General features: G+C 40.4%; 9 protein-coding genes. 4 read left to right on the top strand and 5 right to left on the bottom strand.

The window, feature by feature from the left end; translation table 11 throughout:
• Nucleotides 1–26: 26 nt before the first annotated feature.
• The 4 genes from KO525_RS08440 to KO525_RS08425 all read right to left on the bottom strand — a co-directional run bounded on the left by KO525_RS08440 (nucleotide 27) and on the right by KO525_RS08425 (nucleotide 4,916).
• Entirely contained in the window at nucleotides 27–857 is an 831-nt protein-coding gene (locus KO525_RS08440) for a UDP-2,3-diacylglucosamine diphosphatase (protein WP_215963346.1), read from the bottom strand.
• 62 nt (nucleotides 858–919) lie between these two features.
• On the bottom strand, nucleotides 920–2,626 hold the full coding sequence (locus KO525_RS08435; RefSeq protein ID WP_215963345.1) for a lysophospholipid acyltransferase family protein: 1,707 nt from the start codon (nucleotides 2,624–2,626) through the stop codon (nucleotides 920–922).
• 134 nt (nucleotides 2,627–2,760) lie between these two features.
• The gene (locus tag KO525_RS08430) at nucleotides 2,761–3,168 is read right to left on the bottom strand and encodes a VOC family protein (protein ID WP_215963344.1); all 408 of its coding nucleotides are present in this window, start codon (nucleotides 3,166–3,168) and stop codon (nucleotides 2,761–2,763) included.
• A gap of 152 nt (nucleotides 3,169–3,320) precedes the next feature.
• Entirely contained in the window at nucleotides 3,321–4,916 is a 1,596-nt protein-coding gene (locus KO525_RS08425; RefSeq protein ID WP_215963343.1) for an isocitrate lyase, read from the bottom strand.
• Between the two features lie 150 nt (nucleotides 4,917–5,066).
• On the opposite strand from KO525_RS08425, the gene KO525_RS08420 reads away from it, so the two are divergent.
• Both KO525_RS08420 and KO525_RS08415 read left to right on the top strand, forming a co-directional pair.
• Nucleotides 5,067–6,002, top strand: a complete 936-nt coding sequence (locus KO525_RS08420; RefSeq protein ID WP_215963342.1) for a LysR family transcriptional regulator — start codon at nucleotides 5,067–5,069, stop codon at nucleotides 6,000–6,002.
• 156 nt (nucleotides 6,003–6,158) lie between these two features.
• The gene (locus KO525_RS08415) at nucleotides 6,159–8,357 is read left to right on the top strand and encodes a malate synthase G (protein WP_215963341.1); all 2,199 of its coding nucleotides are present in this window, start codon (nucleotides 6,159–6,161) and stop codon (nucleotides 8,355–8,357) included.
• A gap of 85 nt (nucleotides 8,358–8,442) precedes the next feature.
• On the opposite strand, the gene KO525_RS08410 is transcribed toward KO525_RS08415, so the two are convergent.
• Nucleotides 8,443–10,326: a methyl-accepting chemotaxis protein gene (locus KO525_RS08410; RefSeq protein ID WP_215963340.1), complete on the bottom strand. Its 1,884-nt coding sequence runs from the start codon at nucleotides 10,324–10,326 to the stop codon at nucleotides 8,443–8,445.
• Between the two features lie 266 nt (nucleotides 10,327–10,592).
• Between KO525_RS08410 and KO525_RS08405 the strand changes: the two genes are divergently transcribed.
• Nucleotides 10,593–11,420 carry an MBL fold metallo-hydrolase gene (locus tag KO525_RS08405; RefSeq protein ID WP_215963339.1) on the top strand — a complete coding sequence of 276 codons (828 nt, stop codon included), beginning with the start codon at nucleotides 10,593–10,595 and terminating at the stop codon, nucleotides 11,418–11,420.
• 49 nt (nucleotides 11,421–11,469) lie between these two features.
• A complete protein-coding gene (locus KO525_RS08400; RefSeq protein WP_215963338.1) occupies nucleotides 11,470–12,840 on the top strand; it encodes a surface lipoprotein assembly modifier in 1,371 nt (456 codons plus the stop codon).
• Nucleotides 12,841–12,846 lie beyond the last annotated feature (6 nt).

The following is a 12,846-nucleotide window of genomic DNA, read 5'->3' as shown; positions in this document are numbered from 1 at the left end:
TCTTTACGTCTGCTATAACCTCGATATTACGCCGCAGCTTCGTCTAGTTTTGACAGCCGCTCACCCCAGTTCATTTGGCTCAATACTTCAGTTTTATTTTCACCATCTTTCCATCGAAGCAGCTTTAAGTTCCCTGATTGACTTTCTATCATGGTGGTACAGTTTTCAATCCAGTCACCGTCATTACAATACAAAGTGCCGTCAACCATTTCCATTTGAGGATAATGGATATGACCACACACTATGCCATCAACATCCTGTCGTTTGGCGTCAGCTATCGCGGCGTCACGGTACCTACGGATTGCTTCATTGGCCTTTTTAACCTTCGTTTTAATGTAAGACGCCATTGACCAATAAGGTAATCCTAAACGTTTTCGGACTGCATGGCATTGCCGGTTTAACCACAGCAAAACATCATATAAGGCATCACCCAATTTGGCATGAAACTTACCAAAACACACCTCGGAGTCATATTTATCGCCATGTAACATCAATAATTTTTTGCCCGTGACTGTGGTATGAATAAACTCAGAATGTATCTGCACATTACCAAAAAGTTGTTTAACATAAGGCTTCATGAGTTCGTCATGATTACCTGGTAGATAAAAAACGTCGACGCCTTCCTGCGCCCGTTGCAATATCAGATTAAGTATTTGATTATGCGTTTCTGGCCAGTAAACTCGACGTTGCAACGCCCAAAAATCGACAATATCGCCGACCAAAAATATTCTATCAGCGGTGTTGTCATGTAGAAAGTTTAGTAAAAATTCCGCTTTGCAATCACGGCATCCTAAGTGAATATCCGACAACCAAATGGTGCGGTGATGATTCTTGGCAATATAATTGGCTTGGCTCATAACAGATCCTTTCGTTATCCTGATTATCTACAAAGTTATTCCTACAGACTTATTTCTCACGCTTAACTCTGCAGATAGCGTTTCCGCTTTTGGGGTTTCATTTTTTCAATGTCCACCAGCACAAATCCATCAATACAGTCTGAAAAGTCTGGGTCAACGTTATAGCTACAAAACTGGGTTCCGCCGTCGTCACACAGTTCGGAATATTGTTTATATAACGTTGGAACACTAGTGTTTTCATCTTTCATTTTTTGTTTTAGCAAGGTAAATTCGGTTTGATAGTCATCTCCATTAAAGTGAAGGCCGCTATCGGTTGGTAACAAAAATGGTGTTTTGGCATAAACAATTGGTCCACGACTGCCAAAATAGGCCTGATAAAATCGGATTAAGCTGGTTTTTGCTTCCATATTTAAGTCATTGCTGACACTGACGGCCCCCAATAAATATCGAATATCAGGGTGTTTCGCCAAATAAGCACCAATGCCCTGCCACAAATAATCTAAACTACGTTTGCCCCAATATTTGGGTTGCACAAAGCTTCGTCCTAGCTCTAGCCCACGTTGTACTATTTCATCCGTTAAGTGGCTTAAATCAAACAGCGTATCTGTGTATAAACCAATGTGGGAGTGAAACTCCTTAACACGTTTGGTTGGTGCCATTCGGTATGAACCCACAATTTCGAGCTCTTCGTCATCCCATAAAATAATGTGGTCGTAGATATTGTCGTATTTGTCGATGTCTCTTCTTAAGCCTGTACCTTCACCGACCGCTCTAAATGTAAGCTCTCTAAGCCGTCCCAATTCACGCATAACCGACGAATCACTGTCGTGAGTAAAGTTGTAGATCAATTTACCATCACTGGTTGTGCCAATAAGCTCACTTAGCTTGAGTGCTGACTTCAGCTGTTTTCGATCTTCGGGGTGGGCCATACTTTCTAATTGCTCAGAAAAAATGGGTAAGGTTTTTTTCTTTGATAATTTGTATAAATGTTTCTTGAACAACTTAACGAGCTGTTTGTTCTCAACAGGAATATTAGTATAGGTGGCGTAACTTATTGGTTTTCCAATTCTCACTCTAAGTTCTTGGTCATGTTTTTTAAACATCTCGTGAACTAACCACAGCGTTGACACCGGTTTTGCCAGCATCGACAAACCATAAAAGAACGCGGAGTTTTTGCCATCAATATGAATGGGCAAAATTGGCGCTTGTGTTTTTTTAGCAAATCGTAAAAAGCCGTTTTTCCATTTACCGTCTTTAACACCTGTTGCTGACATTCGTGACACTTCACCAGCGGGAAAGATTAACAATGCGCCACCATCGACAAGGTGATTTTCAATCGCTTTCATGTTTTCTTTGGCAGTTTTATTGCCCATGTTATTGACCGGAAGCAATAAAGGTCGCAGCGGTTTTATCGCCCACAAAATGTCGTTGGCAACCACTTTTACATCTCTTCGAATATTGCAAAACATTTTAAGTAAAACCAATCCGTCTAAGCTGCCGATTGGATGATTGGCAATTGCCACAACTTTGCCTGTCGAAGGGATATGCCTTAATTCACGATCTTTGGTGATAAACCCAAATTCGAAAAATTCTAGTGCTTGTTCGACAAAATCAACACCGACGAGATGTGGATAAGTTTGTTCAAAACGTTGGAATTCAGATTCGTGGAAGATAAACCTTAAAAAACGCAAAAACGAGTTCTTTAAAAACGGGCTACCTGACTCAATTGCTGGGAAGTTTTCCGCAACGACATTTTCTACCGAAATCATATTTTACATTCCATAACTACATTACCTCGTCAATGTAGTCTGCCAAAATGACAGTTCCGTGACCGTAACATTGCAACGAGATGAAAGTTGTCAAATTGAAATATAACGCAGATTATCGCGGCAAATTTATCCTGCTAATCACTGGCGGCTTTTAGCTCTACAGTATTGCCATCAGGGTCCTGAATATAAATGGAGGGGCCATATCCGCCGGCGCCATACCGAACTTCAAACCGCGGAGGAGACTGGAAGTGTGTTTTTATATGTTGACTGATTTGCTCTATTGTAGCGTCAGCTACAGTTAAGCAAAAATGATCGAGATTAACGGGTTTACATGGCGCACCACCACCTTCTCGACCAAGCTCGCCTGATATATCGATAATATCAATTAACGAATGACCCGCACGCAATTGTATCAAGCCCAATTCTTCTGTTCTATCACGCTCAATTGGGCAGTTTAAAATGTCAGAATAAAATGAAACAAGACCCGACAAGTTATTGGTACGAAGTACAATATGATCAATCCCAATGATATTAAGTGCCATATTAAGTTGCTCGATTTGCAGTGGGATGTTTTGAGTATAGTTGGTTTTAATTTTAACGATAAAGCGAGCTATTAATAAATTTTAAACAAAAAAAAGTCAGCGAATGCTGACTTTAAACTCATGACAAAATGATTATTGGTTGAGAAACCAGATTAGCCAAATTGATTCATTGTATTGTCATCACCTGCAGCTTTAAGTGCTGCATCACCGGCAAAGTATTCTTTATGGTCATCACCCATATCCGAGCCCGCCATGTTTTGGTGTTTAACACACGCTATACCTTGACGGATTTCTTTACGCTGAACATTTTCTACATAACCTAACATGCCCTGGTCACCAAAGTATTCCTTGGCTAGATTGTCAGTAGACAATGCAGCAGTGTGGTACGTTGGTAGCGTAATCAAATGGTGGAAGATACCCGCTTCTTTGGCTGCGTCCGCTTGGAACGTTCTGATCTTTTCATCAGCTTCTTTTGCCAATTCTGTTGCATCATAAATTGCACTCATTAAATCTGCACGCTCGTAACCTGTTACATCTTTCCCTTCTTCAACCCAGGCATCAAACACCTGTTCGCGGAAGTTTAGTGTCCAGTTAAACGATGGACTGTTGTTATAAACCAATTTCGCATTTGGAACGACTTCTCTGATTCGGTTGATCATTCCACCAATTTGACCAATATGCGGTTTCTCTGTTTCAATCCACAACAGATCAGCGCCGTTTTGTAGTGATGTAATTGAATCTAGAACGCAGCGGTCTTCACCAGTTCCCGGTTTAAACTGGAATAAGTTTGAAGCCAAACGCTTAGGACGCAACAACTTGCCATCACGATTTAATACCACATCACCATTTTTCATATCGGCAACAGAAACTTCTTCGCAGTCTAAGAAGCTATTGTACTGATCACCTAAATCACCCGGTGTATTTGTTACTGCGATTTGTTTTGTTAAACCTGCACCTAATGAATCTGTGCGGGCGACAATAACACCATCATCAACACCCAGTTCTAAAAATGCGTAACGTACCGCTCTAATTTTTGCTAGGAAATCTTCATGGGGCACTGTGACCTTACCATCTTGGTGACCACACTGTTTCTCATCTGAAACTTGGTTTTCAATCTGAATACAACACGCTCCCGCTTCAATCATCTTTTTAGCGAGTAAATAAGTTGCTTCGGCATTACCAAAACCAGCATCGATATCGGCAATAATTGGTACGATGTGCGTTTGGTGATTATCAATCTCATTTTGCAATTTTTGTTCTAGTACTTGGTCACCCGCTTCACGTGCTTTATCTATTTCACGGAAGATGCCACCCATTTCACGAGCATCGGCTTGGCGCAAAAACGTATAAAGCTCTTCAATTAACGAAGATACAGAGGTTTTCTCATGCATCGATTGATCAGGTAATGGCCCAAACTCTGAACGAAGTGCTGCTACCATCCAACCTGATAGGTAAAGGTAACGACGGTCAGTGCTATTGAAATGTTTCTTAATAGAGATCATTTTTTGTTGGCCGATAAATCCATGCCAGCAACCTAACGATTGAGTATATTGACTTGAATCTGCGTCATAATTTGCCATGTCTTGGCGCATAATTGCGGCTGTATATTTGGCGATGTCCAATCCAGTCTTGAATTTATTCTGCGTACGCATTCTTGCTGCGTGCTCTGGGTTAATCGCGCTCCAGCTTTCGCCATTCTGGCTACGGATGGCTTCTAATAGTTCAATTTCATTTGTGTAAACAGACATAGTCGATTCCTCGAGTTGTTATTTTAATAATTGAAACTCAACAAGGTTTGTCGAGATAAAACAAAACTTGTTTGCATTTGTTGATGACAACTCTAGGGTATTGCACTAGGATTCATCAAATAGATAAATCTCATTTACGGAATTCACAGCATGAATATTAGTAAGATCGATCTCAATTTATTGGTATATCTAGATGTATTATTACGAGAGAAAAACGTAACTCGCTCTGCAGATCAACTTTCAATCACTCAACCTGCGATGAGCAATGGCTTAAAAAGACTTAGGGATTTGTTTTCAGATCCAATACTTGTTCGCACCTCAGAGGGCATGATGCCTACAGCCCGGGCATTGCAGTTACAACCTGTGGTCCGTGATGTACTGTCTAAGCTTGAAGCGACAATTCAACCTGAAACCGAGTTTGATCCGCTAACTTCAAATCGCACTTTTCGAATCATGGCCAGTGATTACGCTGAAACAACATTGCTTGCTAAAGTGCTTGGCGAGCTTAGAACAAAGGCTCCTAGCCTCACTTTAGATATTGTAACGCCTTCGGATGTGAGCTTTCACGATGTAGAACTCGGTAAAGTAGACATGGCGATCAACCGGTTCGAAGAGTTGCCGTTGTCATTCCACCAAAAAGTAATTTGGTACGATACTTTCTCTTGCATGGTAAGCAACGACCATCCATGTTTGCCCGATTTTGACTTAGATAAATACTTAAGTTCAAAGCACGTTTGGGTGAGCAAAACCGGCTTTGGCGTTGGTGTAGGTATTGATCCAAACGAAGTTCAAAAGCTTGGTTGGGTTGACGTAGAGTTGGCAAAGCTAGATAAAAAAAGAGACATCAGCGTGTTTACACGGCATTACCACATGGCCATGTGGCTTGCCAAAGAACAGCAATTAATTGCAACGTTACCAACCAAAGCAACCGAGCTTTATGCCGATAACCCCATGATATGCGTGATGGACCCGCCATTTGACATTCCGCCAATAGCCTTAAAGATGGCCTGGTCTCCACTATTGCACCACGATGTTGGGCATATTTGGTTAAGACGCCTTATCGTAGATGTAGGGGCCAAACAGTAATTTGGTCATTTTGGAGCCATAAACTTGTTTAAAAGAAATACCTTAGCACCATTATTCATGTTGTGAATGACAAACATCAAAACACTAAACTGTTTAAATATAGGCATTTCCATTTAATATCAATTGTTATCTAAATTTCCGTTGGGGTCTTATATTATGCAGGACGTAGAACACATTCAATTTAACAATCTATCGATTGACGAAGCTTTGTATCAATTCGTAAACAACTCCGTATTAAAACACTTGGGGTTACAACCAGATGCATTTTGGACGGGTTTTGAGCAGCTACTAGGCAAACATATATCCACAAATGAGGCCTTGTTAGATAAGCGTGAAACATTGCAAAGCCAAATTGATGCGTATCATCAATCAAACCCAACATTTGAATTTTCGGAATATAAACGCTTTTTAAGTGACATAGGCTATCTGTTACCAGAGCCAGATGGCGTTACTATCAGCCCGAAAAACGTCGACAATGAGTTGTCGGAAATTGCCGGTCCACAACTTGTTGTGCCCGTAATGAATGCGCGATATGCCCTAAATGCAGTAAATGCTCGATGGGGAAGTTTATATGATGCACTTTATGGTACAGACGTTATTCCTCATGATACGGGGTCAGAACCTGGCGCACATTACAATCCAATTCGCGGAGAACAGGTTATTGCCTATGGTAGAGCCTTTTTAAATGACATAGTGCCAATATCTGGCGCAAGTTGGGAAGATGTTTTAGGTTTTGACATTGAACTAGGTCAACTAAAACTTAAGGTTGCCGGTCAAATTGCACCACTAGAAACCCCAACGCTATTTGCGGGATACCGTGGCCTGCCTCATGCACCAACCCATCTTTTGTTTAAACATAACAATTTGCATTTCTACATCGAAATCGACGATACCCATATTATAGGTAAAACCGATTTAGCCCATATCAAAGACATCAAAGTTGAGTCGGCAATCAGTACAATAATGGACTGTGAAGATTCAGTTGCAGCTGTTGATGGCGAAGACAAGGTGCAAGTTTATAAAAACTGGCTTGGGTTAATGCAGGGGGATTTATCAACTGAAGTAAATAAAGGGGGTAAGTCAATCCTCCGCAAAATGAATCCAGATCTGCAATTTATTGGTAACAATGGCAATTCACTTAGTTTAAGTGGTCGTTCATTGATGTTTGTCCGCAATGTTGGCCACTTAATGACAACCCCTGCAGTCTTATATAACCAAAAAGAAATGCCTGAAGGCATTTTGGATGGCGTAATTACTAGCTTAATTGGTAAAATCGATTTGCTTAAACCTGTTGATGCCACAATCAAAAATTCGCAAAAAGGGTCAATATATATCGTTAAGCCCAAAATGCATGGCCCAGAAGAAGTCGCATTTGCAAATCAATTATTTGACGACATAGAAGACCTAATCGACGTTCCTCGCCATACCATAAAAATGGGAATTATGGACGAAGAACGTCGAACCTCTTTGAATTTGAAGGCATGTATAGCCGAAGCGGCTGAACGAGTAGTCTTTATCAATACTGGATTTTTAGACCGTACAGGTGATGAGATTCATACCAGCATGTTGGCGGGCCCATTTTTACCAAAAGCTCAAATTAAAACTGAACCTTGGCTAGATGCTTACGAACAATCAAATGTGGCCTACGGATTAGCAACTGGGTTTCACCACGCAGCTCAGATCGGCAAAGGTATGTGGCCTATCCCAGATCATATGCAAGCCATGATGGTTGCCAAACTAGCCCACCCTCAAGCTGGAGCAACAACAGCGTGGGTGCCTTCACCAACGGCGGCCACGTTACATGCATTGCATTATCACAAAATCAATGTTGGGTCGGTTCAGGAGTCGCTACTGACACGCTGTAAGTCAAATATTGATCAGATCCTGCAAATACCTTTGTTGCAAGATGAAGAACAGCTTACACAAACAGAGATCACCGCTGAAATCGAAAATAATGCTCAGGGAATTCTCGGTTATGTGGTTCGGTGGGTTGACCAAGGAGTTGGTTGTTCTAAAGTGCCAGACATTAATAATGTGGGCTTAATGGAAGATCGGGCGACATGTCGTATATCAAGCCAACATATCACCAACTGGCTACATCACGGCTTATGCAATAAACAACAGGTAGTCGACATTTTCAAAAAGATGGCGGTAATCGTAGACAAACAAAACCACAATGACAAAAGTTATGTTTCTATGGCGCCTCATTTTGACTCGTCCATAGCTTTTAATGCTGCATTAAATCTTGTATTAGAGGGAACAACACAACCAAGTGGTTATACTGAACCTTTGTTACATCAAGCTCGATTAGCCAAAAAACAAGCGCAAGCTACACCCGCACAAATGGCTGGTTAAGCATAGTAAATGACCAATCGCTAACACTAAAATGGGGCCACTGTGGCCCCATTTTATTCATTTAATATACCTGCCCTTGAGCTCACTAAGACACTTTATATCGCTCAATTTCTTCATGTAATATTGCTGCTTGCTTAGCAATATCTTGGCTTGCTTCAGCATTCGTCGCTGCACTCATTTGACTGCGTTCGGCAATATCTCGTATTTGAATAACGTGTTTACTCATTTCTGTCGCGACTTCATCTTGCTCCTGCAATGAATTGGAAATTTGACTATTCATATCCACCACTTCCTGCACGTGACTTGAAATTAACTTAAGCGACTCACCCGCACGGTTAGCTTGCTCTGAACATTCAATTCCGTATTTATGGCACTGTGTCACAACAGCAACAATAGTCTGAGTACTCATCTGCAAAGAATTAATGATAGTTTCAATTTCACTTGTGGACTCTTGTGTACGCATCGCAAGGTTTCTAACTTCATCGGCAACCACAGCAAATCCCCGACCTTGTTCTCCAGCACGCGCAGCTTCAATCGCTGCATTCAACGCCAATAAGTTTGTTTGCTCAGCAATCCCCCGGATAGCGTCTGAAACAGTACCAATTGATTGACTGTCTTGTTCTAGTTTTTCAATTTGTGATAAGGCTTCCTGTAACTGACTGGCCAGTTCGTTAATATTTTTCGACGTCTGCTCAACCTCGTTCGAGCCACTATCAGCTAATTCTCCGGTTTTATTCGCGGTCGCTGTGGCTAATTGGGTATTTTGATGAATATCTGAAACTGTTGCCTGCATTTCGGCGCCTGATGTCGCGACCATATCACTTTCTTGGAACTGCTTTTCCATCCCATCTAAAGTATCTTGGGCATTCTCGGCAAGTTCTACCGTGGCATTATCCAATGTAGTTAACGCCTTATTTACGTTGTAAATTAAATGTTTAAAATCACTTATAAGCGTATTAACATCCTCACCTAACTCAACCAGTTCGTCTTTACCTTTTGTTTTAACAAGCCAGGTAAGATCTTTTTTAGTTCGTATATGAGAGATTGCATTTCTAACCGCCAATATTGGACTAATAATGCTCTGACTCGTGTAATAAACAACTACCATGACAAAAATCATAGCGCCGATAAAGACGATAATAGCCGTAATCGTTGCGGTACTAATTGCCTGCTCTAGGCTAGTTTCAAGTTTGCTTTTAATCGCACTCAAGCTGTCTTCAGTTTGCGTTATCGTCCCACGCAGTTGACCTAAAAGGCCAGACTGCGCGTTTAAACCAATCGCTTTTTCCGCTTTCGCTAGGTTTAAAAATTTTTCTTTATAGATATCCAAAGACGCTTTAATTCGGGTTGCGGTGTCGCCCGTTAGATCGGCATTATCTATGTCTTTATAAAAATGCGTCATTTGTTCGTCAAATACCGCAAGGTACTTGGCATCTCGACGTAACATAAAGTCTTTTTCTGTTCGGCGTAATTGCAACATATCAACCAATAATCTATGAGTCTGATTACTCTTTAAAATATCCTCGACATCATGCACAGCATTTCGTAGTTCGCCATATAATCCATCTTTTGAATCCAAGCCGACTTTCTGTTGAAACTGACTCACTTCGACAAACTGCTTCGTGTAGAGCTCAGATATTTGAGCAAAGGTGTCTAGTTCGGATGCTTTAATACCCAAATCAGAGGTCATAACACCTAGTTCTGCAATTTGTTTTGATAAAAGAGCAGAATTCTTAGTAAACAAATCGACGTATTTAAGCTCTTTTCTCGCGAGAAAATCTTTTTCATTTCGACGTAACATTAATACTTGAGAATTTAGCGACTCCACCTTTACTAGCGCTTGTCCCAAATCATTCATTTTAGTTAGGTTAATCAGCATCAAAGCAAATAGCGTAAGTAAAGCCAGAGCAATCACGACTGCGTTTACCTGCAGGCGCGCTCTAATAGTTAAATTTGTCAATAAGTTCATATAGAAGCCTTTCTATAAAGTTTATGATTTAGGATGGTGTTAGTTAAGCTTTATCGGACTATTTTAGTCAGTCATTAATAGAAATGATGTCCTAATTCAATTTAGTGCAACTTCATTTAGGTATAACAAATATTACCGATCTTTCTAGTTCACCTAACAAAAAAACTAGTTTTATAGGAAAGTTCAAGCATATATGGCGTTATTCAATTGTAATATCAGCGGCTTTGGCGTATAAAAATCATACTTATTATAGGGGTAGTTATCTAATGAAAGTTACGTTTTATGGTGTTCGGGGTTCGGTTCCAACGCCAGGAAAGGAAACCAGCCGCTATGGAGGCAATACGCCTTGCACCGTACTGGAAAGTAATAATGGCCAAAAGCTAATATTAGATGCGGGCACAGGTTTACGGATCGCCAGTTGTGAATTTAGCGATTACCCACTGCCAATCAATATTTTGTTGAGTCACCATCACTGGGACCATATACAGGGATTTCCGTTTTTCTCGCCTGTCTTTAAAAAGAACAGTCAAATCACCATTTACCCCGGTCAAACCGATACTCAGCACGATACGGCGATATTAGACCAAATGTCCAAAAGTTATTTCCCGGTTAAATATCATCAAGTCCCTTCGACAATTACGATAAAAAAGACAGATTTTTCAGAAGGATACGACATTGGTGACTTTCATATTCAGTCGATGAAAATGAATCATCCGGACGGTGGCACAGCCTTTAGGATATTTTGTGACAATAAGCTGTTAATATACGCGACTGACAACGAGTTATTAGCCCCTGAAAGTCATAATAAACATGGTGTCCAAGATTGGGTTAAATTTTGCGAAGACTCAGATATGTTAATTCATGATGCACAATATTTAGCACATGAAATGAATGATAAACTTGGTTGGGGTCATTCATCCATTGATGAAACACTAAACTTAGCAGAGTTGGCTAACGTTAAGCTATTGTGTTTATTTAGCCACGACCCACTAAGAACAGATGATCAGCTTGATGATTTAACGGCAAGAATACTCGGTGAGAAACCACCTTATAGTTTCTTTTTTGCAAAAGAAGGGAGGAGCCTGACTTTATAAAAGGCTCAATCAAATTTGGTAACTAATTGAAAATAATTCTAGGTTTAAAATGTTAAAAAGTATGGCAAGGATATATTGTTTAATCGCTGCTTTAGGGATGACTGCACAACTACATGCGGAACAGCCCTCTTTTACCGAAGTGATAAAACAACTTAATTCATTATTAAAAGCCAAAGATTATATTGCTGCATATCAATATGGTGACGACCAAACCTTTGAATACGGTGGTGACCCTGAATTTGATTTATTAGTTGGTTTAGCGGCCTACGGCAGTGAAAAATATCAAGAAGCAGTTTTTGCTTTTGAACGGGTTTTATTAACCAAACCAGGTTCTTATTTGAGTCGCTACTATTTAGCCTCTAGTTATCTAAAAGTAGATAACCTTCATGCCGCAGCCGCCGAGTTAGAGCGCCTATTAACACGCCCGTTAACCCAAACACAACGCGAAAAAACAGAAGCTTTACATAACCGTGTTGAAAGAATTTTAGTCAATCGTAATTTAACCTGGTATCAGCAAGTATCTTCAAGTATTGCATATGATAACAACGTAAATAGCGGTACAGACCAAAAAACGATTACATTACCTAATATCGGCGAGATTCAATTATTTGACACTTCAAGAGCAACACGTGACTTGAGTTATTCTGTAAATTATATGGCAGGATATCAGCACCCTATCAGCCAATATCAATGGTTAAAAATTGATGTATTGGCAAGCTATTTTGGCTATGCACAGCAAACTCAATATCAACGTTTTCAAGCTGGGTTTAATCTCGCCTATGAGCAAGAATTGTTGCGTGGAAAAGTATCAGTCGCAGGTTTTTCTCGGCCACTGTGGCGTGAGGTTGAACAAGCCACAAGTGTTGAAGACTTAACGGGCAATGTTGAAAAAGAAATAGGGCCTTACCGCACAGAGAATGGTATTTCGTTATTTTTTCAGAAGAACACCAGTCGCAAAACCAGTTATCGTTTAGGCGGTAACTATTCAAAAATAGCCAATGATGTTAATCCCCAGCTTGACATGACACGAACCAAAATTAGTGGTTCGTTCCAATACAAAACAAAGCTACTGCACACCATAATTGGCCATTGGCAACAAGATGTTACCGATGATCAAGCAAGTAATTACAATAGTAAAGACACTATGGGTGTTACATACCAAGTCACTTGGCCAATCACCAATACCTTAGTTAGCAACAGTTATATCATGGTTGAAAACCACAAGTATGACGACGAGCACCCACTATTTAAAGAAGTAAGAGATGAGGTAATGACTGCCTTATCTTCACAGCTGCTGTTTAATTCATCAGATAAGCTACAATTAAAGCTCTCGATAAATGTACAGAACAAAGAGAGTAATGTAGAGCTATTTAGTTACGACCGCTTGGAAGTGGCCGGCAGTTGGCAATATCGATTTTAGGAGACG

Origin of the sequence: Psychrosphaera sp. B3R10, assembly GCF_018861025.1 — a bacterium.
Lineage (GTDB): Bacteria > Pseudomonadota > Gammaproteobacteria > Enterobacterales > Alteromonadaceae > Psychrosphaera > Psychrosphaera algicola.
Note: the sequence above shows the minus strand (reverse complement) of the source record. Positions and strands in the feature narration are given on the sequence as shown.